We start from the raw sequence: 26005 nt of genomic DNA, 5'->3' as shown, positions 1-26005 counted from the left end.
TCACCACAGGCCTGAACATTGTGGTGATCCTGTGGGAGCTGGCTTGCCGGCGATAGGGCCGGTACCGCCACCCTCATTCAAGCGCCTGTAACCGCTGTTCGATATGCCGCCGCTCCGGCGCCTGCCGGGTCAGCGCCAGCGCCTGCCGCCACGCCGCACGCGCCTCCTCCACCTGCCCCAGCTGATAATGCAGCTCGGCCCGCGCCGCATGCGCCAGGTGATAGTCCAGCAGCTCACCGCGCGCCAGAATCCCTTCGACCTCCCGCAGGCCAACTTCCGGCCCGTCCCGCTTCGCCAGCGCCACCGCCCGGTTCAGCTCCACCACCGCTGACGGCCAGTGCCGCTGCAACACGTCGTACAGCCCGACAATCTCCGTCCAGTCAGTCTCTTGTGCCGTAGCTGCTTCAGCGTGCACCGCAGCGATCGCCGCCTGTACGGTGTAGGCGCCAAATGCCCGGCTTTGCAGGGCCTGGCGCACCAGCTCGCAGCCCTCGTCAATGCGTTGCCGGTCCCACAGGCTGCGGTCCTGCTGTTCCAGCACCACCAGGTTGCCCTGGGCATCGGTTCGCGCCTGCTGCCGGGACGCCTGCAGCAGCATCAATGCCAGCAGGCCGATCGCCTCCGCATCAGGCAACAATTGCACCAGCAGCCGCGCCAGGCGAATGGCTTCATCGCTCAGTTCCTGCAGCAGCAGTGACTCGCCCGAGGACGCCGAATAGCCTTCGTTGAATACCAGGTAGATCACCCGCAACACGCTCTCCAGGCGCTCGGGCAGCTCGTTCAGTTCCGGCACCTGGTACGGGATGCCGGCGTCGCGGATCTTGGCTTTGGCGCGGACAATGCGCTGGGCGATGGTGGCGGGGCTTTGCAGGAAGGCGCGAGCAATCTGCTCGGTGGTCAGGTCGCAGACTTCGCGCAGGGTCAGCGGCACCTGGGCATCGGCCGACAGCGCCGGGTGGCAGCAGGTGAAGATCAGCCGCAAGCGGTCATCCGCCAACAACTCTTCTTCACTGGGGTCGTGTGCCTGGCCGTCGAGCAGCATGCTCAGGTCTGCCTGAGAGCGGTCGAAACGGGCCCGTCGGCGCAGCGCATCGATGGCCTTGAAACGCCCGGTGGAAACCAGCCACGCCCGGGGCCTATCGGGGATACCATCGCGCTGCCAGCGCTCGACGGCGATGAAGAAGGCATCATGCATGGCCTCCTCGGCCAGGTCGAAATCACCCAGCAGGCGGATCAACGTCGCCAGGATGCGTCGCGAATCCCGCCGGTACACGGCCTCGACTTCGGCACGCACCTGCGCCAGTGCCGTCATCAGTCGGGCATCCGCTGGGTCACCACCTCCACCAGGCGGTCCAGGCTTTCTCCCCAGCCCTGGTAGAAGCCCATTTCCTCATGGGCCAGGCAGTCAGCGGCATTCCAGTGCCAGGCGCGGGCGGTATAGCGGGTCTTGCCCTGCTCCTCGTCAAAGCTGATGACGGCGGTCATGAAGGCCTTGTCCGACGGCACCCAACCGGGGCCAAAGGCATCGGTGAACACCAGCCGGCGCGGCGCGACAATTTCCAGAAACACGCCCTGGGTCGGGTATTCGCTACCATCCGGCGCCCGCATCAGGGTGCGGAATACACCCCCAACCCACAACTGCATCTCGCACTCCGGGGTGGTCATGCCGTGCGGCCCCCACCACTGCATCAGCCACTGGGGTTCGGTCCAGGCGCGAAATACCTTGGCCGGCGGTGCGTCGATCAGGCGGCTGATGGACAACTCGTGTTGTGCTTGCGCGGGGTGTGCAAGGCTCATGCTGATGGTTCTCCGTAGCTGTCAGGGTTGCAGTTCGCGCACCGGTCGCACCTCGACACTGCCGACCCGTGCCGCCGGGATGCCCTTGGCGATGTTCAGCGCTTCGTTCAGGTCGCGGGCCTCCACCAGGTAAAAGCCGGCGAGTTGCTCCTTGGTTTCGGCAAACGGGCCGTCGGTCAGGCTCATGTGCCCGTTACGCACGCGCACCGTGGTGGCGGTTTGCACAGGCTTGAGCGCCTCGGCCGCCAGCATTCGCCCAGAGCCCTGTACGGCTTCGGCGTAGGCCATGCATTCGGCGTCTTCCGGGCTGTCGGGCAGGCTATGCAGCAGCCCCTCGTCACAATAGACCAGGCACAGGTATTTCATGGTCGCCTCCAGGGCATCGGCAAAGTGCGTTTGGCGATAACGGCTCAGGGCTTGAGATCGAACAGGGCTTTTTGCGTTTCCATGTCGAAAGGCGCCGACCAGTGCTCGTGGATCACCTGCCACTGGTCACCTTTCCGACGATAGCCCACGGTGGCGCGCATGAAGCCGCACTGGCTTTCGTCGTCGCCCGGGCCGCAGCGGTTCAGCCAGTGGGCCAGGGCCAGGTCGCCTGCGGCATGTACGGTGAGTTCGGCCAGTTCGAAGACCATGGGGCCGGTGCACATGCCCATGCACATTTCCCAGTGCGCCGTGTAGGCGGCCTTGCCTTTGAATTGCAGGGCCTGGATCGCATCGAAGGCAACGATGTCATCGGCATAGGGGGCGGTGATGTTGGGGATGTCACGATCGCGCACGGCCTGCATCCAGCGCTCGATCAGTTGGCGGATCTCGGTTTCGGCTGCGGTGCTCATCGGGGTGCCTCCGACAGTACGTAAGGTTTTGACACGCAGTGCGGCGTGCCTTCACCTATGGTCGAACGGAGAACGGAGGAATCGACAGGCCTTGGTAACTATTCTGTTCAGTGACGGCAGGATATTACCTATGCGCTGCGTCAGAGCAGCGTGGCTCAGGCCATCGCGGCTTGTTCAAATACCTCATCAGCCCACTGATTCAGGCTTTTACCGGCAGCACGGGCAGCGACACTCGCCGCAGCATGAACCTCAGGCCGAATTCTCAGCATGACCTTACCCGAAGCAGGCTTCTCCGGAGTAATGCCCTGCTCTGCACAATCGGCCAGGTAATCCTCCAGTGCATCGCGGAACGCTTCATGCAATTCGGGCACCGACCTTGCGTGAAAACTGATGATGTCTCGCATACCGAGCACACGGCCGACGAAAATGTCATCACGCTCGTCGTACTCGATACGAGCGGCGTAGCCTTTGTAGCGCATGCAACTCATGTCCTGACCCCTGCCCGTAATAGAAATTCGCGAGCTTCTTCAATCTGATACCGCTTGGCTTCTTTACCTGGATGAGGCCGGTGACACCTCCAGCAGTGCTCACCAAGCAGCAGCTTGACCCTTGAGCCTTGCCGCTCCTGCACCTGGCCACCGAGATGGAGTATCAATGCCTCAATTTCGGAAAAAGCCAACGACGCCGTGGTCGGCGCTCGGAAAATTGCGTCGAGAATTTTGCGGTATCGAGTGTTCATCGAAAAATGCTATCAAATTAAGATAGCACTTTTTCCTCGATATTCATTCAGGATTTTACATTGCCGAGCTGTAAGACCGCTGATGGCCCTCTAGCCTGGGGAAGCAAGAGAGCCATCAATCTTTGACAAGGCCCGATCAACCCTGCTGACAACCCTCACCCATGGCGCGGTACTGGATGGTGTGCACCTGGCCCTGGTGGTCTTCGTAGGTCATGGTCGCAGGCACCACTTCGCAGACATTGGGGATGGTCGAGAGGTTGATCACCCGTTTGATGTCCAGGTTCATGGTGTAGTCGTACTGCTGGGCCACAGGCTGGCTGGAGACAGGTTGGGCCTCGTCGGCAAGGGCGAACGAGGACATACCGACCAATGCAAGAATCAGTAATGGTTTCATGTGGGTTTGCCTTTTGAGCATTCAAGCTGATCGATTGACTTCTAATGCCGTCAATGGCGCGGAGAAGTTGCCATCTACGGTGAAGATGGCACGAAGTACCGATCCCGCTTCGTACTGCCAGGGGGGATGAGTAAAATTCTACTCCCGGTTCGCAATAGTTGAACCCTGAAAGTCGGATATTCACCCTTGCCGTATTTGCAACAATCTGCGTCAAATTGGCCGCAAAATCTCACGCCAGAGCCTTGGCGAGCTTTAAGGGCAGGACCCGCCATCTCATTAAAAAATATTCACTGCTCGACACTCTCGGCCACAGAACGCCGGCTGCTAGACCACTTTTACCGCCAACACGGCTCGCGCATGCGTGCTGCGGGCGACGCTGAACTGTGGGTGGCAAGGGCCCCGGGCATCGTTGCAGGCTTGAGCCTGAGTGGGGTGGGTGAAGGCTTTTGGTTGACGGGACTGTTCGTCGACCCGCAGCAGCGCGGCCAAGGGGTGGCCGGGCAATTGATCGAGGCGGCGCTGGAACAGGAAAAGGGACCCACCTGGCTGTTCTGCCACCCGGACCTGGTGCCGTTCTATGAGCGCCTGGGTTTCCACATGGCCGTGCAACTACCCGAAACCCTGGCCAGCCGCCTGCAGCGCTACCAGCGCAGCAAACGCCTGCTAGCCCTGCAGCGGGATCAGTCGTCGCTGAGCTCAAGCCCGGGGAACAGCACCTCGGTGTAGCCGAACTTGGCAAAGTCCTGGATACGCGACGGGTACAGCCGGCCGATCAGGTGGTCGCACTCATGCTGCACCACCCGCGCATGGAAGCCGTCGGCAAAGCGGTTGATCGGGCTGCCCTGGGGGTCGACCCCTTCGTAGCAGATATGCTTGAAGCGTGGCACCACACCCCGCAGGCCCGGTACCGACAGGCAACCTTCCCAGCCGTCCTCCACTTCAGTGGACATCGGCGTGATGACCGGGTTGATCAAAATGGTCTGCGGCACCGCTTCGGCATCCGGGTAGCGCTCGCTGCGCTCGAAGCCGAAAATCACCAACTGCAGGTCGATACCAATCTGTGGCGCGGCCAGGCCTACGCCGCCCACATGGCGCATGGTTTCGAACATGTCGTCGATCAGTTGCTGCAGTTCGGCAGTGCCGAGCATGTGCTCGGGTACTGGCGGGGCGATACGCAGCAGGCGTTCGTCGCCCATCTTTAAAATGTCACGGATCATCTGGGGTTCGGCTCGGAAGGTTGGTGCTGGCTCGGTTGCGGGTGTTCATGGCCCAGCACGGTGATGGTTTCCGGGGCCTTGTGCCCTTCGAAATCCTTCTCGCCAGGGTTCTTGCCCTCGCTCGACATGTGCTCGATCACCGCATTCATCTCCGCGCCCAGCAGCAACACGGCGGCGGAAATATAGAAATACAGCAACAGCACGATGATTGCACCAATACTGCCGTACATGGCGTTGTAGTCGGCGAAGGTTTTCACGTAATAGGCAAAGCCCAGTGACGCCACGATCCACACCACCACCGCCAGCACCGAGCCGGGGGTGATGAAGCGAAACTTCTGTTTTACGTCAGGCATCACGTAGTAGATAAGGGCCACCGCCACCATCAGCAATATGATGATCACCGGCCAGCGCAGAATGGTCCAAAGCGTGACAATGAACTCCTGCATGCCGATCTGGGCGGCGATCCATTCCATCACCTGCGGGCCCAGCACCATCAGCGCTGCGGCCGCCAACAGCATGCCAGCCAGGCCGATGGTGTAGAAAATGGAAAGCGGGATACGCTTCCACACCGGGCGGCCTTCGGGCACATCGTAAGCAGCGTTCATCGCGCTCATCATCAGGCGCACGCCAGCCGACGCGGTCCACAAGGCAATCACGATACCCACCGACAACAGCCCGCCCTTGGACTGCTGCAACTGATCGATCACCGGGTTGACCTGTTCCAGTGCCTGAGGCGGCAGCACCAGTTCCGATTGCAGGCGCAGCCACGAAAAGAAGTCCGGCAAATGCAGGAAACCAATCAGGGCAATGAGGAACAGCAGAAAAGGGAACAGCGAGAACAGCGCCTGGTAAGCCAGCGCGGAGGCGTAGGTGGACATCTCGTCATCAAGAAATTCCTTGATGGTACGAACCAGCACGCGGTGCAAGGGCAGGCCCTGCAGGGCGGAAAAAATCATAGCGTCTCCTTTCGCCGCTCGATCGATTCAACAGACAAGTCTAATAGACCATACCGCTGCTGTGCTGCTCCCGGCCAATGCATCAAAAATTGTGTAAGCCTGTATCAGCCTCTTCGCGAGCACGCCCGCTCCCACAGATACGTACATGTGGGAGCGGGCGGGCCCGCGAAGAGGGCGGTTCAGGTGGCATCAAATCAAGGCTTCTTCACTGCATCCTTTACATCGCCCTTGACCTGCTGCGCCTCGCCTTTAAGCTCCTGCGCCTTACCTTCGGCGCGCAGCTTGTCGTTGTCGGTCACCTTGCCAACACCCTGTTTCACGTTGCCGATTGCTTCGTTGGCCAGACCTTTCGCTTTGTCTTTAGTACCGCTCATGGCAAAACTCCTGCAAATGGAGACACGTGAACCGTGTCGACAGAAGGTGGACCCACCACCCTCGCCGGGAGTTTCAACGGATTTTCCAGCCACAAGCCGAGCGGTAAAACTGCGGGCGAATACCGCACCAAATCACCCCGGCGCACCTACGCAGCTGGCACAGCTGCCCTAGAATCCCCGCAAACGTCCGCCCAGAGCAGGCTGACACTCGATAAAAACAATGTTTTCCGGATACCCGCACCCATGCGTCTGATGCCTGCGCTGGTGGCCTTGCTGCCACTGCTCCCCCTGCCCGCCCTGGCCGCCGCACCGGCCAACCCCGAAACCCTGCGTGTCGAGCGCTACGCTGACGACGACCAGCCCGGCTCGCTGCGCTGGGCCATCGAAACCAGTAACCAGAACCCCGGCCACTACAGCATCGACATCGCCGCCGTCGGCAAGCCGCCCTACGTTATCCGCCCCAGCCGTGCGCTGCCGGAAATCAAGGGCCCGGTGCGCATCACCGGCCTGCCTTGGGCACGCGATGGCCAATACATCGCCATCGACGGTTCGGCCTACATCAAGGACCAGGGGGTACGCACCTGCCCCGGCGCCCTGCCCGGCCAGTTCGGCACCAACGTGCGCACCACCACCAACCCCGGGCTGGTACTACGCGACACCCAGGGCGTGCACCTGAGCGGCCTGGAAGTGCGCAACTTCTGCATCGGTATCCTGGTCAACCGCGCCAGTGGCAACGTGATCGAAGACAACCGCATCGTCGCCAACAAAGGCGGCGCGGGCATCATGCTGACCGGTGACGACGGCGCGGGTAACCCCACCGCTACCACCACGAACAACAACAAGGTGCTGCGCAACCAGCTGATCGACAATGGCGATGGCCTGGAACTGACCCGCGGCGCGGCATTCAACCTGGTGGCCGACAACCTGTTCCGCTCCACTGCAGCCAACCCCGAACCCTCGCAGGGTATCGAGATTCTGTTGGGCAATGACAACAGCGTGGTGCGTAACCGCTTCGAAAACTATTCCGACGGCCTGCAGATCAACTGGGGCAAGCGCAACTACCTGGCGGCCAACACCTTCAGCGGCAACTCGATCGGCGTCAGCGTCACCGGCGAGGGCAACATCCTCGACGGCAACCTGATCCACGGCAACCGCATCGGCGTTGCACTGCGCCCGGAACCGGATGCTACCGCCACGCGCCTGAGCGGCAACCGCATCTGGGGTAACAGCCAGGATATCCGCCGCTGTGAAGCGGGCGGTTCGTGCGTGCCGGGCCAACGCACCGGCGCCATCGTGTTTGGCGTGCCTGCGCAGGCCCATGCGCTGTATGTAGGTTCGCGCGGGGTGGGCGCCGACTTGCCGAAGAAAGACCAGGCGATCATCTGCGACGCCAAAGGCGAGCCCAAACCTTGCCAGCCGCTGCCCAATCATAACCAGCAGGCGCCACGGCTGCTTGCGCTGGAAGGCAATGTGTTGCGCGGTGAAGTGCAGGGGCCGGTGTCGAGCCTGCTGCGTGTGGAGTTCTTTGGCAATGCCGAGCCCGATGGCACCGAGGCGGAGCAGTACCTCGGGGAGGTGCTGGTGAACAGCGACAAACAGGGGCAAGCGCGGTTCGCACAAGTGCTGGAGAACATCGGCGGGTTGCGCAGCTTTACCGCGACCGTGACCACTGCCGATGGGGCAACCTCCCAGTTGAGCCTGCCGGTTCGGCGCTAACAACACCGACCCTCATCGGTTAATACGGCCGTTGTAGGAGCGGCCTTGTGCCGCGAAGGGGCTGCAAAGCAGCCCCAAGGTTCTAGCAACAAAGCCGATATTGCCGGGGCCGCTTCGCGGCCCTTTCGCGGCACAAGGCCGCTCCTACACTGACCGCGTCAGCCCCAACGCAAAGGTCTTCATCAAACCTTGCCCCGCCCCGTGCCACCCCTCACAATGCAGGCCTTCATAGCGTCAACCCGCAGGAACCTGCATGAAACTCGACAAACCCGCCGCCATCGCCCGGCGCAACGAAGCATTGGCCAAGCCGGTGCTGAACAGCAGCAACACCCTGTTCGCCATCCTGGACAACAAACGCAACCTGTGGTGGTTCGAAGTGCCCGTGAAGCTGCTGGGCAAGGGCCAGGCCGACTGGGTCAACCTGCTGCTGCACACGCCAGAAAGCGATGAGCTGCAGCACCTGAAAGTGCCCACCAACTTCCTCAAGGCTCATCTGGAGCAGATGGAAGTGCGCAAGCCCGGCAAGCGCCGCTCCACCATCAGCCTGGCCCTCAGCGCCGACCGCGACTCGCTGCTGCGCGACACCCGTCCGGGTGGCGAGCAGCTGGACTTCCGCAACTTCGTACAGGCGTAAGGCGGTCAGGCCTTTTCGATACGATCGTCATGGATGACGATCAGGCCCTGCTTGAACAACGCGCCAATGGCCTTCTTGAAGTTGCCCTTGCTGACGTTGAACAGCTTGCTGATCAGGGCCGGGTCGCTCTTGTCGCACACGCCCAACACCCCACCTTCAGCCTCCAGGCGCGCCATGATCTGCTCTTGCAGGCTGTCGGCCAGGGCCGCACCCACCGGTTGCAGGCTCAGGGCAATCTTGCCGTCGTGGCGCACTTCCTTGATGAAGCCCTTCTCGTGCATGCCCGAACGCAGGAACTTGAACACCTCGTTCTTGTGGATCAGGCCCCAGTGGCGGTTGTTGATGATGGCCTTGAAGCCCATCGGTGTTTCGCCGGCCACCAGCAACTCGACCGGTTGCCCGACTTTGTAGTCGGCCGGGGTGACGTCGAGGTAACGGTCCAGGCGTGACGTGGCGGTGATGCGGCGGGTGCGCTTGTCGAGGTAGACGTGTACCACGCAGTAATCGCCGATTTTCAGCTGCCGTGCCTCTTCCGAGTACGGCATCAGCAGGTCCTTGGGCAGGCCCCAGTCCAGGAAGATGCCGGCACCGTTGATATCCTTGACCTTGAGGCTGGCAAACTCACCCACCTGCACCTTGGGCTTCTCGGTGGTGGCGATCAGCTGGTCTTCGCTGTCCAGGTAGATGAATACGTTAAGCCAGTCATCCACCTCGGTTTCGGCGTTTTTCGGGATGTAGCGCCCCGGCAGCAGGATCTCGCCATCGGCGCCGCCGTCCAGGTACAGGCCGAAGTCCACGTGCTTCACGATTTGCAAACTGTTGTAACGCCCAAGCAGAGCCATTTCCGATGATCCTCAAGACAAGGCGGCTATTCTACACCTGAAGCCACCGGATGGCCGACCACTGATACGGTGGAACCGCCAGCCCGCCCTTGCGTCTACCATCTGGCCAGACTGAGGAAGGAACAGCACATGCCGCTACGCCTGCCCAAAGCCCTGCTGATCGCCATCGCCTTAACCCTGGCCCTGGCCGCCTGCAGCCGCATCGACCTGGCCTACCGCAACCTGGACCGCCTGGTGCCGTGGTCGCTGGGAGATTACCTGGACATGAACAGCGAGCAAAAAGCCTTGCTCGACGACCGCTTGCGCGAACATCTGGCCTGGCATTGCAAGACCCAGCTGCCAGGCTACATCGACTGGCTGGACCGGGTACGCGGCATGGTCGCCGATGGCCAGGTGACCGACCAGGCCCTGCAGCAACGCACCCGCGAGGCCCGTGAGGCGATTGGCCGGGTGGCAGAGGAAATCACCCCGTCGGCCACCGAGCTGTTGCGCGGCATGAGCGACAGCCAGGTGGCGGAAATGCGCGAGGCGTTCCGCGAGGACATCAACGAACGGCAGAAAAAGTACGTGGATACCCCGCTGCCCAAGCAGATCGCCCGCCGTAGCGAGCGCATGGAGAAACGCCTGACCCCGTGGTTTGGCGAATTGACGGCAGCGCAGAAGCAGCGGGTGCAGGCCTGGTCCGCAGCACTGGGCGACCAGAACCGCGAATGGATCGCCAACCGCGCCCACTGGCAGCAGCAATTGTTGCTGGCGATGAACCAGCGCAACGACGCCAGCTTCGAGCCACGCCTGGCGACGCTACTGCAACGCAAGGAAAGTTTGTGGACGCCTGAATACCGCTCGGCATTTCAAAACACCGAACAACAGGCGCGCAGTTTGCTGGTGGACCTGGTGCAGCAGAGTACGCCGCAGCAGCGGCGGTTCTTGCAAGAAAAGCTGGGTAAGGTGCGGACTGATTTCAGTGAATTGAAGTGTTTGAAGGGTTGAAGTCACTGGTTGCCTGTCCTGGCCAAGCAATTACCGGGCCTTGCGCCGGTACGGAAACACATCAATCACCTTCCCCTCGCGAATGGCTGCCTGCAGCCCCTTCCAGTAATCCGCGTCATACAACTCCCCATGCAAGCGGCTGAACAACCGTCGCTGGCCAAGATCGGCAAACAGGAACGGCGGAAACTCTTCGGGGAACACGTCGTGGGGCCCGATCGAGTACCACGGCTCGCCCGACATCTCATCCTCCGGGTAACGCGGTGGCGGGATGTGCCGGAAGTTCACCTCGGTCAGGAAGCTGATCTCGTCATAGTCGTAAAACACCACCCGGCCATGGCGGGTAACGCCAAAGTTCTTCAGCAACATGTCGCCGGGGAAAATGTTTGCCGCCGCCAACTGCTTGATGGCCAGGCCGTAATCCTCCAGCGCCTCCAGCACCTGGCCTTCGCTGGCATGCTCCAGGTACAGGTTCAACGGCGTCATGCGCCGCTCTGTCCAGCAGTGGCGAATCAGTACAGTGTCACCCTCCAGTATTACCGTCGACGGCGCCACCTCCAGCAGCTCGGCCAGGCACTCCGGCGCGAACTTGCCCTGTGGGAAGCGAAAATCGGCAAACTCCTGGGTATCGGCCAGGCGCCCCACACGGTCGACGCTTTTTACCAGCCGGTACTTGTCGATCACGGTTGCGCGGTCGACGGTTTTTGATGGCGAGAAGCGGTCCTTGATGATCTTGAACACGGTGTTGAAGCCCGGCAGGGTGAACACGCTCATGACCATGCCGCGCACCCCGGGCGCCATGACGAAGCGGTCTTCGCTGCCGGCCAGGTGGTTGATCAGCGCCCGGTAGAACTCCGACTTGCCGTGCTTGTAGAAACCGATGGAGGTGTACAGCTCGGCAATATGCTTGCCCGGCAAGATGCGCTTGAGGAAGTTGACGAACTCTGCCGGCACCGGCACATCGACCATGAAATAGGAGCGGGTAAAGGAAAAGATGATCGACACCTCGGCCTCGTCGGTGATCAGCCCATCGGCCTCGATACCATGCCCCTCACGGTGCAGCAGCGGTATCACCAGCGGCCACTGCTCATCGCTGTTGTACAACCGGCCGACCAGGTAGGCACCCTTGTTGCGGTACAGCACCGGCGAAAACAGCTCCACCGCCAGCGTCGGGTCTTTGCAAACCCAATCCGGCAGGCACTCGCGCAGTTGCTCCTCAAGGCGTGACACGTCGCTTTCAAGGTCGCCATAGGCGAATGCATAGTCGGAAAGAATCGCCCGCAGCAGGCCCTGCAGATTGCCATCGGGGCGGTAGGTACAGGTTTGTGTGGCACGCTGGTGGCTGCGGATAGACGGCCGGGTGGTGTGGATGAACATGCAGCCGTCGCTGATCTGGTCATGGCTGAATAGGCTGCAGAACAACGAGTTGTACCAGGTCTCGGACAATTCATCGTCCAGGCGCGGGTCGATCAGGCGTATGTAGGCACTTTTCACCAGAGGCCACTGCTCGACCTCCAGCAGCACTTCGTCATCGAACGCATCACGCAACCAGCCGTTGACCTCGCCGACCTTCTGTTCGTAAAGGTTGATCCGAGCGGCGGCTGCCCGCTGGCTGTCTTGCCAACGCGCCTGCTCGAAGCGCTCGCGGGCGCCGAGGGTGATGCGGCGGAAATGCTCGCGGTAGTCGTCGAAGCCATCGAGGATCATCCGGGCGATCTCGCCGGCAGGCCAGTGCTGGGTCATGCGGTGGGCCTCGGTGCAAAGATTGAGTACTGAGCTTAGCCGCCCTTGTGATCATGGGTTAATGCCACACCTCGAAGGCCTGCATGGCCTTTGTAGGAGCAGCCTTGTGCTGCGAAGAGGCCGGTACAAGCACAGGTATTTTTCGCCTGTACCGGCCTCTTCGCAGCACAAGGCTGCTCCTACAAGGGCCGTGCAGAGCGCAATGGATTGCACCGCAAGAAAGCACAAGAATCCCCCCGCCCCCTGGCGTACACTCGCGCCCTGCCCTGTACCCGGAGACCGCCGTGAGCCCCATCGCCCTAGCCCGCCTGCTGACACTTGCTGCCGTCTGGGGGGCGAGCTTTTTGTTCATGCGCATCATCGCCCCCGAGCTGGGCACAGTGCCGACCGCATTCTTCCGTGTATCCATTGCCTGCCTGGGCCTGATCGGCATCGTCGCGGTCGCCCGCGTGCGTTGGGACTTCCAGGGCAAGCTCGGTGCCTGCCTGGTGCTGGGCATGATCAACTCCGGTATCCCGGCCACCTTCTATTCCGTTGCCGCTCAGGTATTGCCAGCCGGCTACTCGGCGATCTTCAACGCCACCACACCACTGATGGGCGTGCTGATCGGCATGCTGTTCTTCCGCGAGCCCATGACCCTGCCCAAGATGTGCGGCATCTTCCTTGGCCTGTTTGGCGTCGGCATCCTCAGCGGCGCCGGCCCGGTGGCGCTGGACATGGCCCTGGTGCAGGGCGCCCTCGCCTGCCTGGCGGCCACCACCTGCTACGGCTTTGCCGGCTTCCTTGCCCGCCGCTGGGTCAGCGGCCTGGACAGCCGCCTTTCGGCACTGGGCAGCATGCTCGGCGCCACCTTGCTGCTAAGCCCGCTGTTCGCCTGGAGCGCGCTCAGCCAGCCACCTGCCAGCTGGGGCGGCTGGCAGGTGTGGCTATCGCTGTTGGGCCTGGGCCTGTTGTGCACGGCGTTCGCTTATATCCTGTACTTCCGCCTGCTGGAAGAAATCGGCCCGGTAAAGGCCAGCACCGTGACCTTCCTGATCCCGGTGTTCGGTGTATTGTGGGGGGCGTGGCTGCTGGACGAGTCGCTGTCCATGGGGCACCTGTACGGCGGCTTACTGATTGGCATGGCACTGTGGCTGGTGTTGCGCCCGACGCGCAACTGAAGCGGGGCACACGATGAACAGCGTATACAAGAAGGTCTTGTTCCGCCTGGAACAGGACGAAAACGGCTACCCACCCGCCTCAGTCGAGGGCCTGTGGGCCAAGGCTGTGGAAGGCGGCTATACGGTCGACAACATCCCCTTCCATGTCTACGGCATTGCCCCGGGTGATGTGATTGCCACCCGTGAAGAAAACGGCGAAACCTGGTTCGATGCACTGCGCAGCAGCAGCGGCAGCTCGGTGTTCCGGGTGCTGGTAAAGCCCCCGGAAACCCTGGACCAGGTACGTGCGGCCTTGCAGGACTTCGGCTGCAACTGCGAAACCGAGCAGGCCGTGAAGATGCTGGCTGTCGAGGTCCCGACGCAACGTTCACTCGACACCCTGCTCTACTACCTGCTCACCCAGCGCGAAGCCGGCCTGCTGGACTTCGAGGAAGGCGTATTGCGCCACGCCATCCCCGAAGAGTTCCGCTAGGACTTACGCCTCGGCCAGGCGCGCGACGGGCTTGCGAAACACGAACAGCAGGCCCACCACGATCAACCCCATGCCCAGCAGGCTGAGCGGTGCCAGTCGGTTGCCGAAGATCAGGAAGTCCATCACTGCGGTCACCGCCGGCACCAGGTAGAACAGGCTGGTGACATTGACCAGGTTACCCTTGGCGATCAGCCGATACAGCAGCAACGTCGCCAGCAATGAAACCACCAGGCCCATCCACAGCAACGCGCCGACAAAGCCGCCGGTCCACTCGACATGCAGCGGTTGCAACGGTGCGAACAGCGCGCACATGGCAAAGCCGGCCAGGTACTGCAACGGCAGCGTGCCCATAGGGTTATCGGTGATGCGCTTCTGCAGGATCGAGCCCAGGGTCATGCTGGCCAACGCCAACAGGGCAAACAGCATCCCTGCCAGCGACACCCCGCCCAGGTTGATGCCCTGGTACACCACCATGATCAAGCCGCCCAGCCCCAGACCCAGGCCGAACAGACGGCTCCAGGAGCGTTGGCGCTCCATCAGCACCACGGTAAGGATCGGTTGTACCCCCATGACCGTGGCCATGACGCCAGGGGTGACATGGGTGTTGAGCGCCAGCAAGTAGAAGATCTGGTAGGCGCCGAGCAGCACGCACCCGGTACCCAAGGCGCGCAGAATCGCCCCACGGCTGCGCGGCCAGCGCAGCCCCAGCAGCGGGCCGATCAGCAGCAGGCCGGCCAAGGCCAGCGCCGAGCGCAACAGCAGGAAGGCGAACGGGCTGGCATGCGCCAGGCCCAGCTTGGAGACGATCGCCCCGCTGCTCCACAGCAGGACGAACAGGCTGGTAGTGGCCACCGAGGCCACGGATGCTTTGGTAAAGACAGACATGTATTGCCACCTGATAGTAGGCAGGAAAGCCAAACGGACGGCGTGCGCTTCAGCGAGGGAAGTAGCCGACCGTGTTCAGTAGGTTGCGTGTGCGAAGGGGTTCGGCAAGCAGCCGATCAGCCCAGCACAACCACGCAAGGAGGCGGAGCTACGCCGCCTACGACGCCACTGACAGGTGGTGGGTTGTGACTGATCATGACCGGCTGCTGGCTGCCACGCACGACCATGCCCGCGACTGGCGCGATGGCAAAGCATGTGGTGGAAGGGCTGGCTGGCATGAACAGGTCTTCGGGAAGAGAACAGTGGGTTGGACTATAGCCCGGCGCCACATGGCTGGCAACTACCAGGCCGGCACACTCCTGTGCAGGGGCAGCCTTGTGCTGCGAAGAGGCCATCACTCCCTGCACATATGTATGAGGCAGCACTGGCCCTTTCGCAGCACAAGGCTGCTCCTACACAGGCCACATCCGATTGGCCACTGGTTAATTTTCCATCGCTCCGGCTCGTCTGAATGCGAAACGCAGCACGCATTCACCCGTTCCGAGGATCACCCATGAACGCAAAAGCCTGGCTCTACCGGCCAGCCCAGATCACTTGCCTGCTGCTGGTCAGCGCCTACGCCCACGCCGCCAAGCCCGGCGATGTTTTCAAGGACTGCAAGAACTGCCCGGAAATGGTCGTGCTGCCCGCTGGCAGCTACGTGATGGGCGCCCCCGACGACGAAGTCGGCCGCCAGCCCGACGAAGGCCCGTTGCACACCGTGACATTCGCCAAGCCGTTTGCCATGAGCCGTTACCAGGTTACCGCCGCCGAGCTGGACGCCTACATCAAGGCCACCGGCACCGTCATCAAGAGCGGCGACGACCGCCCCGGCCGCTGGTGCGAGGCCAGCAAGCCGACCTACAAGCAAGGGCCCCGCCAGCCGGCTGTGTGCGTGGACTACGACGAAGTACAGGCCTACACCCAGTGGCTGGCCAAGACCACCGGCAAGCCCTACCGCATGGTCAGCGAGGCCGAGCGCGAATACGCCGCCCGCGGCGGCTCCACCGGTCCGTTCCCCTTCCCCTTCGACGAGCCGGGCAAGTACGAAATCAGCAAGCACGCCAACACCTACGGCCCTCGCGATGGCTACACCTACACAGCCCCAGTGGGCAGCTACCCGGCCAATGCCTTTGGCATGTACGACATGCACGGCAACGTCTACGAATGGGTTGCCGACTGCTACCACGAAAGCTATGAAGGCGCCCCCGCCGACGGCAGCGCCTGGGTTCAGGACCCGAAATGTATCCGCGCGCACATGCGTGGCAACGACTGGGGCGAGCCGCCAATTTTCTCCCGCTCGGCCAACCGCAATGACCGCCTCAAGACAACCCGCGGCGACTTTCTCGGTTTTCGCGTAGCACGTGAACTGTGAAGTTGTGACGCGGTTAACGCAGCACTGGTGAAAAAAATAGCCAATAAGAATCGTTCCGGTTTTTCACAGGTGCTGCGTCACATAGCTGACATTAAAAAACCCTTCTGCCAACGAGACCGCAATAGATGTCCAAGTCCTTGCCCGGCCCGCTCAACCCGCTTGCAAAAGCGTTACTGATCCGTCATTCCCTTCGGCCCCGGCACGTGTTGTCGCGCGTAGGCCTGGGGCTGGCGTTGTCCACTGCGATGGTTGCCCAGGTGCAGGCGCAGGAATGGGCGCTGGATATTCCGGCACAGTCGATGAACTCGGCGTTGCAGGCGCTGGCCAAGGAGACGGATACGCAGTTGCTGTACAGCCCGGAGGACATCGGTGGCTTGCAGTCCTCGGCACTTAAGGGCCGTCACGACCTCGCGACATCGCTGCGCATCCTGCTGGGCGGCAGTGGGCTGCGTTATCAGATCGACGGCAATACGGTGACGGTAACGGCGGGCTCTGCCGCAAAGGACGGCCAGGTCGAGCTTTCGGCGACTAACGTCAATAGCGTCGGCCTAGACGCAACCACCGAAGGCACAGGCTCTTACACGACGGGCGTGACAAGCACGGCCACGAAAATGAACCTGTCGCTTCGTGAAACACCGCAATCGATCACCGTTGTCACCCGTCAGCGCATGGATGACCAGCATCTGGGCGCTATTACCGACGTACTGAAACAGACGCCAGGTATCACCATTTCCCAAGACGGCGGGGAACGTTTCAACGTCTATTCGCGTGGCAGCGCCATCGACACCTACCAGTTCGATGGCGTCAATACCAGCCAAGAGAACCAGACGCGCAACATGCCCAGCACACTGTTGGACATGGCGTTGTACGACCGGGTAGAGATCGTCCGCGGCGCCACAGGCCTCATGACAGGGGCAGGCGAACCCGGCGGAGTCATCAACCTGATCCGCAAAAAACCAACCCATGAGTTCAAGTCTTATATCAAGGGCAGCGTAGGCTCCTGGGACAATTACCGCAGCGAAGCCGATGTCTCTGGCCCGTTGACTGAAACTGGCAATGTGCGAGGGCGCATGGTTGCGGCCAAGCAAGACAACCACACATTCATGGACTGGTACGACCAGAAACGCGAAATCTTTTATGGCGTCGTCGAGGCCGATGTGACCGACACGACCCTGGTACGTTTTGGCGTCGACTACCAGAAATACCGCTCAACTGGCTCGCCTGGCGTTCCTTTGCTGTTCACCAATGGCAAGCAGACCGATTTCTCCCGCTCCACCAGTTCTGGCGCACGGTGGATGTACGATGATTTCGAGACCATGAACTACACCGCTACCCTGGAGCAGCAGTTGGTGAACGACTGGAAGCTGCGGGTAGTGGCCAACTACATGGATGTGGACCGAGACGCAGACTTGGGATGGTATCGGAGCACGTCGGGTGTCACTTACCTGAACGAAGCAACCGGTTCGGCAAGCGCCGAGCGGGCCAAGATTTCTGCCGACCAAACGCAAAAAGGCCTGGACGTCAATCTCGCTGGCACCTACGACCTGTTCGGCCGCAGCCATGATCTGGTACTGGGCTACAACTACTCTGAATACGAGAATGACCACCGCTCCCAGACGGGCGGGATCGCCACCTTCAACTTCTACACTTGGGACAACTACCTGGCACGCGACGGCTACCGTCCATCCTTGATTTTCAACATCAAGACACGCCAGAGCGGCTACTACGTGGCCAACCGTTTCAACGTCACCGATGATCTGCACCTGCTGCTTGGTGCCCGAGTTTCGCAGTACACCTACGACTCCGACCTGACATCCCTGATCGCCAACACCAATACGGTCAGCAAGATGCGTGAAACCGGCCAGGTAACGCCGTACGCAGGTTTGATCTATGACCTGACGCCTGAACAATCCGTGTACTTCAGCTACACCGACATCTTCAAGCCGCAAACTTCGATGGACAAGGATGGCAAAGTCCTCGAGCCGGTTGTCGGCAAGAACTACGAAGCTGGCTGGAAAGGCGAGTTCTTCCAGGGCCGGCTTAACACCAGCGCTGCTGTATTCATGGTCGAGCGCGACAATTTTGCCGAACTCGATCCTGGCCAGCTCACTCCAACCGGCTCATCGGCCTATCGCGCAGTCGACGGGGCCAAGACCAAGGGCTTCGATCTTGAAGTCACGGGTGAGATCGCACCGGGCTGGAACGTACAGACAGGTTATAGCCATGCCAAAACCAAGGATGCCGATGGGGAGCGCCTGACCACGCAATTGCCCATGGACACCTTCCGCCTGTGGACCACCTATCACCTCAAAGGCGATTGGGACAAGTTAACGATAGGCGGTGGCGTGAACTGGGATTCGAGCAAATCGCTGACCTTTACCAACATCAACAACGCAAAGGCCAAGGATGACGATTATGCCGTCGTCAACCTCATGGCTCGCTACCAGGTCACCGAACACCTGGCGGCTACTGTCAACGTCAACAACCTGTTTGACGAAAAATACTACTCCGGCATGGCCGGCAGCTACGGTCACTACGGTGCACCACGTAATGCAACACTCGATGTCCGCTACGATTTCTGATCCTGCAAGCCAGTGTGAACAGCGCCCTTCTTCGTGAAGGGCGTTTTTTTTACCCGGTACCGGCAATCAGTATCCGCCAAGGGGCAACAAGCCTGCCCTACCAGGATAGCGGCAGGGCTGCACCCGCAGCCGAAGCAAAAAAAACCTGCGGAATCATCCTTGACGAATGACACCGCAGGTTGCTGAGCCCAGGCAAAGCCCGTGGTTCAGGGGCATGCTCCCTCAGTCACTTACCTTGTCTACCTCTTGCACCATTGTCACCAGGCCATCAATCACTTCCGGGTGTTTGAGGATGTCGTAATGCCCGGCGTTGATAGCCACATTAACGGTACTACGGCGGGTCCAGTACGGGCTGACGGTGTCGCCCGCCCACCAGCATGAGGCCTGTGCCGAGGTGCTCGGCAAACCGCTGATCTGTGAGGACAGCGCCTTTAATCGCATGGCAACGACGAAAGTATGGGCCAACTCGCCGCTGCTGATATCGGCATAGGCCGATTGCTCGCAATGATCGGCGCGCCATTGTTGGACCATTTGTTCCAGGGCAGCCGCCTCGGTATCGACAGGCACCCCCCCCGCGGGCAGTTGCTCCTTCGCAATGCCCAGGACCACGCTCAGGAAACCACGCAAATCATTACCCCAGTCGCCTTCAGCCGGTACTACCTCTGGCTTGGGCATGAAGCTGTCAACCAGGCCTAGCGCCGCTACTTGCTGCCCTTGGTTTTCCAGTTCACGAGCAACCATCACCGCCAGTGATCCACCCAGCGACCAACCCATCAGTCGATAAGGGCCCTCAGGTTGTTTCTGGCGGATGTACTGGGCGTAGTCAATAGCCATCGACTCCAGGGAGTCGTCTTCCCAATCACGATCCAGGAACATGCGGCACTGCAAGCCGTAGACACTGCAATGGCCATCCAGGCGACGCGCCAGCGGCTCGTAGTCAAATACCGTGCCGAAGCCTGCGTGCAGGCAGAACAACGGTGTGGCATCGGCCACTCGGCTGTTGAGCAGCAAGAGCGGGTCAAGGTCATTTCCTGCGATAGTGAAGCCCGAAAGTTCGCCAATAGTCGGCTTGGCCATGACATCGCGCAACTTCAACTCGATGGGCAGATCTTCGTGCGCGCGTACCTTGGACAGCATCTTCAGCACCCGCAACGAGTCACCACCAAGCTCGAAGAAGTTGTCGTCGACCCCGACTTGATCAACCTCCAACACCTCCTGCCAGATACGCGCCAGTACACGCTCGATATCATTGCGTGGTGCCACACGCTTGCGCTGCCCGGTAGCTTCGGGGGCGGGCAGTGCGTTACGGTCGATCTTGCCGTTTGGTGTAAGTGGCATCGACGCAAGCAGGACAACATGTGCTGGCACCATGTAATCGGGCAGCTCGGCACGCATCGCATCACGCAACTGCGCCGACATTACCATCGCGTTTGCTGACACCACATAGCCCACCAGTTGCTTGCCGTTGGCGACCTCGCGGGCCACGACCACCGCATCCTTGACATCAGGAAGGTTGCGCAGACGGGTTTCAATCTCTCCCGGCTCGATACGGAACCCACGGACCTTCAACTGGTTGTCCAGCCTACCGATGAAGTCAATGACCCCATTGGCACGACGGCGTACCCGATCTCCCGTGCGATACAGACGTGAGCCTGGGTTGAACGGGTCTGCGACAAAGCGTTCAGCCGTCAGCGCCGGGCGTTGGTGATAGCCTCGCGCCACCCCCTCGCCACCGATGTAGAGCTCGCCGGCGACGCCGTCAGGCAACGGGTTCAGGTCCTGGTCGAGTACATGCAGGGTACGCAGACCGACCCGTTCACCGATCGGTGCATAGACCGCTTCGCACGACTGCTGCGCCGATACCTTCCACAACAGGGGCGTGACGACCGTTTCTGTCGGCCCGTAGCCATTGGTCAGGTATTGAGGACGCAACGTACGCTTGACCAGCTCGAACAGCGCATCAGGCACGGCATCACCGCCAAAGCAGTAGATTCGCACCGGTGGTGCAGCCTGCGTCGATGCTTCGGCGAATTCTGCCAACTGCTGCAGATAAGCTGGCGGGAAGCAGGCAATATCGATGCGCTGCGCATGCAACACCTGCCAGGTTTCTTCGGCCGTCCACAAACGGTTGTCGCGTACCACGAGGCTGCCACCACTCGACAAGGTCGAGAGCCAGCGTTCCTGAGCACCGTCGAATGCAAACGACATGAACAGCAGCTCGCGGGTCGCTGTATCCATCTCATACAACTGGGCGATAGCCTGGCAATGCATGCGTATCTGCCCATGGCTCACGGCCACACCCTTTGGCTTGCCGGTAGAGCCGGAGGTATAGATCAGGTAAGCCAGGTTGTCATCCTGCACCTGCACCTGCGGCGCGCTGTCAGGTAGTTCAAGACCTGTCAGCAGGTCGAGCTCAACACAGCTGCGAACCTGGGCAAAGCGCTCACGCAAGCCACTGCTGGTGACTAGCAGATGCATGGCGGAGTCTTCGACAATCCACTGCAGACGGTCCTGCGGATAGTCTATATCCAGCGGCACGTAGGCGGCGCCGGTCTTCATCACTGCGAGGAATGCCACGATCACGTCCACTGACCGTTCCAGGGCGATCCCGACCGTGACTTCAGGGCGTGCCCCCAGGCTTGTCAGATGATGCGCCAATCGGTTGGCACGATGATCCAGCTCGGCGTAGGTCAATACCTGCTCACCGCAACTCACGGCCAATGCGTGTGGACGTTCGAAGGCATGCCGCGCGACTTGCCCGGCAAGGTGCAGCATGCTGCTTTCGCCGGCCGGCAGCCGATTACGCGCGACCGTCTGCTGCACCTGGGCCGAAGTGAGCATGCCAAGGCTGCCGATGGCGGCCCGGGGATTATCCAGCATGGCCGTGAGCAAAGACTCGAAGCTACCGCGTATGGCATCGGTGGCCGCTTGGGTGAAGCGGCTTCGCAGGTAGAGGAACTCGACCGACAAGGTCTCGCTCAGGTGTACGGCCAGGTCCATGGCGAAGTTGGTCACATCACGGTTGCTGACTTCACCGAACCGCAGGGTGCTATCGGCGCTTTCGCGCAAACGCTCATCCACGGGGTAGTTTTCAAAGACCACGATACTGTCGAACAACGCCTGCCCCGGTTGCCCGGCCCAGCGTTGTACGTCCGCCAGCGCTGCATGTTCATGGTCGCGCAACTCCAAATTGTAGGCCTGCAATTGTTGCAACCAGTCAGACACCACTACGTCCGGTTGTGGAGCCTGGACCACGGGCAGGGTATTGATGAACAGGCCCAGCATTTCATCCGAACCCGCCAGTCCCGCCGGCCGCCCCGCAACCGTTGCGCCGAAGCAGACGCTGGACTGGCCGGTATAGCGTTGCAGCAACAACAGCCAGGCGGCCTGAATGAGGGTGTTCGGGGTTACCCGCAAACGCTGTGCCTGCTGGCGCAGGCGCGAGGTCTTCGCGGCATCCCAGTGCAGGTACAACGCATCGTGACCCTCAAGTTTGCTGTCGGCATACGGGGCAACCGTCCCTGCCAACAGGGTCGGGCTTTCGAGTTCGCGAAGCTTGCCCGACCAGAACGCCTGCAATGCAGCCTGCGGCTGGCGGGCGAGCCAGCGAATGTACTCTGCAAAGCGCGTGACCGGCACACTCGACCCTTGACCGTGGTAACACTGCAGAACTTCACCCAGTAGGCGCGAGTTGCTCCAGCCGTCCATGAGGATATGGTGTCGCGTCCAGATCAGATGCAAACGCTCATCGTCGAGCCTGACCAGTGTCAGTCTCATCAATGGCGCACTCATCAGATCGAAACCTTGCGCCGTTTCATCCGCTGCCAAGGCTTGCAGATCGTCAGTGCTCACCTCACGCCCACGCCAGTCCAGGACCCGCGTTGGCAATTCGGCCTGGCGGTGCACCACCTGAAGTGGCTCGGCCAGCATGGGTGAAAGCCAGAACCCGGTGCGCAAAATGTCATGACGCACGATCACCTGATTCCAGGCCGTAATGAAACGATCAATCTCGAGCCCGGCCACTTCCACCGAGGTCTGATTGATGTACAGCCCGCTCTCCGATCCCTGCAGGGTATAGAACAACATCCCTTGCTGCATCGGCGACAACGGATAGATATCAGCGACCTGTTGAACAGGTACTGGCAAGCTGTCCAGTTGAGATTGGTTCAGGCCAGCGAGCGGGAAGTCCGAAGGTGTGACACCGGTGTGCTGTTGAAGGCAGCAATGCTCGATCAATGCGTTGAGTTCGGTCACATAGTCATCGGCCAAGCGCTGCAGTGTGGCCGGCGCGAACCGATCCCGGCTGAAGCTCCAGTTCAACTTGAGCTCACCGCCGTATACCTGGCCATTTATCGTTAGCATGCTTGCCAGTGGCGCGGACTTATCCTGAGGTGCCCCTGGGTATTCCTTGGCCGGCACGAATAGAGCAGAGGATGCATCAAAGCTACCATCGAACTGGCCAAGGTAATTGAACACGACTTCGCCATGCGGTAGCTGCACCAACGTATTGCGTGCCTGCTCATCGCCCAGGTAACGCAGCAGCCCATAACCCATGCCCTTGTCCGGCACCGCCCGAAGTTGCTCCTTGATCGCCTTGATCGAATCCCCCATGCCACGCTGTGGGTGCAGGTTTACCGGGTACATGCTGGTGAACCAACCCACCGTCCGGCTGAGGTCGATACCCTCGAACAAGTCTTCACGACCATGACCTTCCATGCGAACCAGCAGCTGCGGATGTGCAGTCCAGCGGCAAACCACTCGGGCCAATGCAGTCAGCAACAGGTCGTTGATCTGGGTGCGGTATGCCGCAGGAGCAACCTGAAGCAGTTGACGTGTGCGCTCACGGTCCAGACAGCTGCTGACCGAGGCAGCGTGTTTTTGCAGATTGCCGCCTTGCGGGTTGTCGCACGGCAGCGCATCGCTCGTACCTTGCAACTGCGCCTGCCAGTAGTCCATTTGCGCCACTAGCTGCGGGCTCGCCGCGTAGTCCCGCAATTGCTGCCCCCAGGCTTTGAACGAACTGGTCTTCTCCGGCAGGTTCAGCGGTTGACCGTCCCGCAGCGCCAGGTAAACCTGTTGCAGATCTGCTAGCAGTACGCGCCACGAGACACCGTCAACGACCAGGTGGTGGATCACCAGCAGCAGGCGTTGCCCACCGTCGGCCAGGTCGATGAGCACTGCGCGCAAGAGTGGCCCCTGCTCAAGGTTCAAGCTGCGCTGCGCCTGCTCGGTCACCAGCGACAATTGGCTGGCATCCGTTACCGAACGCGTCCACAGCAATGCTTGGGGAGCCTCCTTGAACGCCGCATGCCAGCCGCTTTCGCTTTGGTCGAAACTCAAGCGCAATGCATCGTGATGCTCCACCAGCGCGGACAATGCGGCACCCAAGGTTTCGCTATGCAGTATTTCACTCGGCTGCAACAGTACGGACTGGTTCCAGTGCTGACGCTGAGGGATGTCTTCGGCGAAGAACCATTGTTGGATCGGAGTCAATGGCATGCTGCCAGAAACCTTCCCTTGATCGACAGCACTACGCACGTTGCGTCGCGCGATCGCCGCCAACCTTTGGACCGTCTGGTTTTCGAACAACTCTTTGGGTGTGAACTGAATGTCCTGCAGACGTGCACGGCTTACCACCTGCAACGAAATGATGGAATCGCCACCTAGCTCGAAGAAGTTGTCGGTCAGCCCGACCTTTTCCAGCTTCAGCACATCCGCCCAGATCGCCGCAATCTGCTGTTCCAGCTCGCTTTGCGGTGCAACGTATTCACCCTGCAACTGGCTGGCGTCCGGCTGCGGCAGGGCCTTGCGGTCCAGCTTGCCGTTCGGTGTCACTGGCAGCTTGTCGAGCAGCAACAAGTGAGCCGGCACCATGTAATCCGGCAAACCGGCCTTGAGCGCTTCGCGCAGGCTGTCGCGCAGCGCGCTTTCATCTTGCGTGTTGTCGACAGGCACCACATAGCCCACCAGCTGCTTGCCGCTCGGCCCGTCCTGCGCCAGCACCACCGCTTCCTGCACGCTTGGCAGTTCAAGCAGGCGCGCTTCGATCTCGCCCAGTTCAATACGCAGGCCGCGGATTTTCACCTGGTGGTCGATACGCCCGGCATAGTCGATCACGCCATCGCCGCGGTAGCGCGCCAGGTCGCCGGTGCGGTACAGGCGCCCGCCGTTAGCACTGAACGGGTCCGGCACGAAGCGTTCGGCGGTCAGCGATGGGCGCTGGTGGTAGCCGCGAGCCAGGCCGACCCCGCCCAGGTACAGCTCGCCCGCACTGCCGCGCACGGCTGGCTGCAGGCTGCCTTCCAGGATGTGGGTCTTGAGATTATCGATCGGCTGGCCGATCGGCACGCTGATGCTTTCGTCCGGCTGGCAGGTCCAGTGGGTCACGTCGATGGCCGCTTCGGTCGGGCCGTACAGGTTGTACAGGCCCGCTGCCGGCAGGCGTTGCAGGGTTTGACGCGCCAGCTCGGCCGGCAGCGCTTCACCGCTGCACACCACGCGCTTGAGGGTGGTGCAGCTTTCGACCGCTTCGTGGGTCATGAACGCCTGCAACATCGAGGGCACGAAGTGCAGGGTGCTGATGCCATGGTGGTTGATGGTTTCCACCAGCAGTTGCGGGTCACGGTGCGCCCCTGGCTGAGCCACCACCAAGCGCGCGCCGGTCATCAGCGGCCAGAAGAATTCCCACACCGACACGTCAAAGCTGAACGGGGTTTTCTGCAGCACGCTGTCGCTGGCGTCCAGGCCGTAGGCTTTCTGCATCCACCACAGGCGGTTGACCAGCGCCTGGTGGCTGTTGCCGGCGCCTTTCGGGCGACCGGTGGAGCCGGAGGTGTAGATCACGTAGGCGAGGTTCAGCGGCGCCACATCGACGGCCGGGTTTGCGTCGCTGAAGCCGCTGAGGTCTTCGACATCCAGGTCCAGGCTGCGCAGGCCGGCCGGAATCGGCAGGTTGTCACGCAGGTGCGACTGGGTCACCAGCAAGGCGATACCGCTGTCTTCAAACATGTAGGCCAGGCGGTCCTGCGGGTATTCCGGATCCAGCGGCACGTAGGCGCCGCCTGCCTTCACAATCCCCAGCAAGCCAATGACCATCTCCAGGCTGCGCTCCATGGCGATGCCCACCAGCGCATCCGGGCCAACGCCCAGTTCGCGCAGCTTGTGCGCCAGTTGGTTGGCGCGGCGGTTGAGCTCAGCGTAGCTCAGAGCCTGCTCGCCAAACACCAGTGCCGGAGCGTCCGGGGTGGCGAATACCTG

At 61.3% G+C, this 26005-nt stretch carries 23 protein-coding genes and 1 pseudogene; 8 read left to right on the top strand and 16 right to left on the bottom strand.

Features of this window, described 5'->3' with window-relative positions; genetic code table 11:
• Positions 1 to 73: 73 nt before the first annotated feature.
• From SB765_RS25025 to SB765_RS24995, 7 genes are all read right to left on the bottom strand, one after another.
• Complete coding sequence (locus SB765_RS25025; protein ID WP_410932089.1) at positions 74 to 1312, bottom strand: RNA polymerase sigma factor; 1239 nt, start codon at positions 1310 to 1312, stop codon at positions 74 to 76.
• Positions 1312 to 1797, bottom strand: a complete 486-nt coding sequence (locus SB765_RS25020) for an SRPBCC family protein (RefSeq protein ID WP_341796499.1) — start codon at positions 1795 to 1797, stop codon at positions 1312 to 1314. The genes SB765_RS25025 and SB765_RS25020 overlap by 1 nt, the downstream gene beginning before the upstream one ends.
• A 21-nt stretch (positions 1798 to 1818) precedes the next feature.
• On the bottom strand, positions 1819 to 2163 hold the full coding sequence (locus SB765_RS25015; protein ID WP_341796500.1) for a YciI family protein: 345 nt from the start codon (positions 2161 to 2163) through the stop codon (positions 1819 to 1821).
• Between the two features lie 44 nt (positions 2164 to 2207).
• The gene (locus SB765_RS25010) at positions 2208 to 2633 is read right to left on the bottom strand and encodes a YybH family protein (protein WP_016498422.1); all 426 of its coding nucleotides are present in this window, start codon (positions 2631 to 2633) and stop codon (positions 2208 to 2210) included.
• A 155-nt stretch (positions 2634 to 2788) separates the two neighbouring features.
• Complete coding sequence (locus SB765_RS25005; RefSeq protein ID WP_016498421.1) at positions 2789 to 3121, bottom strand: type II toxin-antitoxin system HicB family antitoxin; 333 nt, start codon at positions 3119 to 3121, stop codon at positions 2789 to 2791.
• A complete protein-coding gene (locus tag SB765_RS25000; RefSeq protein ID WP_410932088.1) occupies positions 3118 to 3372 on the bottom strand; it encodes a type II toxin-antitoxin system HicA family toxin in 255 nt (84 codons plus the stop codon). The genes SB765_RS25005 and SB765_RS25000 overlap by 4 nt, the downstream gene beginning before the upstream one ends.
• A gap of 136 nt (positions 3373 to 3508) precedes the next feature.
• Positions 3509 to 3766 carry a DUF2790 domain-containing protein gene (locus tag SB765_RS24995; protein ID WP_063427321.1) on the bottom strand — a complete coding sequence of 86 codons (258 nt, stop codon included), beginning with the start codon at positions 3764 to 3766 and terminating at the stop codon, positions 3509 to 3511.
• Positions 3767 to 4123: 357 nt separating this feature from the next.
• Here SB765_RS24995 and SB765_RS24990 point away from each other — a divergent pair, with 357 nt between their 5' ends.
• A complete protein-coding gene (locus SB765_RS24990) occupies positions 4124 to 4492 on the top strand; it encodes a GNAT family N-acetyltransferase (RefSeq protein ID WP_410932087.1) in 369 nt (122 codons plus the stop codon).
• Here SB765_RS24990 and def read toward each other — a convergent pair.
• From def to SB765_RS24975, 3 genes are all read right to left on the bottom strand, one after another.
• Positions 4447 to 4983 carry a peptide deformylase gene (gene def / locus SB765_RS24985; protein WP_016498418.1) on the bottom strand — a complete coding sequence of 179 codons (537 nt, stop codon included), beginning with the start codon at positions 4981 to 4983 and terminating at the stop codon, positions 4447 to 4449. The genes SB765_RS24990 and def overlap by 46 nt on opposite strands.
• Positions 4980 to 5939 carry a YihY/virulence factor BrkB family protein gene (locus SB765_RS24980; protein WP_019471038.1) on the bottom strand — a complete coding sequence of 320 codons (960 nt, stop codon included), beginning with the start codon at positions 5937 to 5939 and terminating at the stop codon, positions 4980 to 4982. Before SB765_RS24980 ends, def begins: the two co-directional genes overlap by 4 nt.
• Before the next feature lie 194 nt (positions 5940 to 6133).
• Positions 6134 to 6313 carry a CsbD family protein gene (locus tag SB765_RS24975; RefSeq protein ID WP_016498416.1) on the bottom strand — a complete coding sequence of 60 codons (180 nt, stop codon included), beginning with the start codon at positions 6311 to 6313 and terminating at the stop codon, positions 6134 to 6136.
• Positions 6314 to 6556: 243 nt separating this feature from the next.
• Here SB765_RS24975 and SB765_RS24970 point away from each other — a divergent pair, with 243 nt between their 5' ends.
• Together SB765_RS24970 and SB765_RS24965 are read left to right on the top strand one after the other, a co-directional pair.
• Positions 6557 to 8029, top strand: a complete 1473-nt coding sequence (locus SB765_RS24970) for a nitrous oxide reductase family maturation protein NosD (RefSeq protein WP_410932086.1) — start codon at positions 6557 to 6559, stop codon at positions 8027 to 8029.
• Positions 8030 to 8282: 253 nt separating this feature from the next.
• A complete protein-coding gene (locus SB765_RS24965) occupies positions 8283 to 8663 on the top strand; it encodes a hypothetical protein (RefSeq protein WP_019471036.1) in 381 nt (126 codons plus the stop codon).
• Positions 8664 to 8668: 5 nt separating this feature from the next.
• Here SB765_RS24965 and SB765_RS24960 read toward each other — a convergent pair whose 3' ends face one another.
• Positions 8669 to 9505, bottom strand: a complete 837-nt coding sequence (locus SB765_RS24960; RefSeq protein ID WP_016498413.1) for a S1 RNA-binding domain-containing protein — start codon at positions 9503 to 9505, stop codon at positions 8669 to 8671.
• Between the two features lie 129 nt (positions 9506 to 9634).
• Here SB765_RS24960 and SB765_RS24955 point away from each other — a divergent pair, with 129 nt between their 5' ends.
• Positions 9635 to 10495 carry a DUF6279 family lipoprotein gene (locus SB765_RS24955; RefSeq protein WP_341796506.1) on the top strand — a complete coding sequence of 287 codons (861 nt, stop codon included), beginning with the start codon at positions 9635 to 9637 and terminating at the stop codon, positions 10493 to 10495.
• 30 nt (positions 10496 to 10525) lie between these two features.
• On the opposite strand, the gene aceK is transcribed toward SB765_RS24955, so the two are convergent.
• Positions 10526 to 12235 carry a bifunctional isocitrate dehydrogenase kinase/phosphatase gene (gene aceK / locus SB765_RS24950; RefSeq protein ID WP_341796507.1) on the bottom strand — a complete coding sequence of 570 codons (1710 nt, stop codon included), beginning with the start codon at positions 12233 to 12235 and terminating at the stop codon, positions 10526 to 10528.
• Positions 12236 to 12519: 284 nt separating this feature from the next.
• Here aceK and SB765_RS24945 point away from each other — a divergent pair, with 284 nt between their 5' ends.
• Both SB765_RS24945 and SB765_RS24940 read left to right on the top strand, forming a co-directional pair.
• A complete protein-coding gene (locus tag SB765_RS24945) occupies positions 12520 to 13395 on the top strand; it encodes a DMT family transporter (RefSeq protein ID WP_341796508.1) in 876 nt (291 codons plus the stop codon).
• Between the two features lie 13 nt (positions 13396 to 13408).
• Complete coding sequence (locus tag SB765_RS24940; protein WP_341796509.1) at positions 13409 to 13867, top strand: DUF4265 domain-containing protein; 459 nt, start codon at positions 13409 to 13411, stop codon at positions 13865 to 13867.
• A 3-nt stretch (positions 13868 to 13870) separates the two neighbouring features.
• Here SB765_RS24940 and SB765_RS24935 read toward each other — a convergent pair whose 3' ends face one another.
• Together SB765_RS24935 and SB765_RS24930 are read right to left on the bottom strand one after the other, a co-directional pair.
• Complete coding sequence (locus SB765_RS24935) at positions 13871 to 14752, bottom strand: DMT family transporter (RefSeq protein WP_341796510.1); 882 nt, start codon at positions 14750 to 14752, stop codon at positions 13871 to 13873.
• 116 nt (positions 14753 to 14868) lie between these two features.
• A complete protein-coding gene (locus tag SB765_RS24930; RefSeq protein WP_410932085.1) occupies positions 14869 to 15147 on the bottom strand; it encodes a hypothetical protein in 279 nt (92 codons plus the stop codon).
• A gap of 158 nt (positions 15148 to 15305) precedes the next feature.
• Here SB765_RS24930 and SB765_RS24925 point away from each other — a divergent pair, with 158 nt between their 5' ends.
• Together SB765_RS24925 and SB765_RS24920 are read left to right on the top strand one after the other, a co-directional pair.
• Entirely contained in the window at positions 15306 to 16166 is an 861-nt protein-coding gene (locus tag SB765_RS24925) for a formylglycine-generating enzyme family protein (RefSeq protein WP_410932084.1), read from the top strand.
• A gap of 125 nt (positions 16167 to 16291) precedes the next feature.
• A complete protein-coding gene (locus SB765_RS24920) occupies positions 16292 to 18748 on the top strand; it encodes a TonB-dependent siderophore receptor (RefSeq protein ID WP_410932083.1) in 2457 nt (818 codons plus the stop codon).
• 222 nt (positions 18749 to 18970) lie between these two features.
• Here the strand turns inward: SB765_RS24920 and SB765_RS24915 are convergent, their stop codons facing one another.
• Positions 18971 to 24247: an amino acid adenylation domain-containing protein gene (locus SB765_RS24915; RefSeq protein WP_410932120.1), complete on the bottom strand. Its 5277-nt coding sequence runs from the start codon at positions 24245 to 24247 to the stop codon at positions 18971 to 18973.
• Between the two features lie 114 nt (positions 24248 to 24361).
• Positions 24362 to 26005, bottom strand: a pseudogene (locus tag SB765_RS24910) (amino acid adenylation domain-containing protein); the annotation flags it as partial.

The sequence above is a fragment of the Pseudomonas sp. SIMBA_067 genome, assembly GCF_046534675.1.
GTDB classification, from domain to species: Bacteria; Pseudomonadota; Gammaproteobacteria; order Pseudomonadales; family Pseudomonadaceae; genus Aquipseudomonas; species Aquipseudomonas putida.
This window is presented reverse-complemented; position numbering and strand designations above follow the sequence as displayed.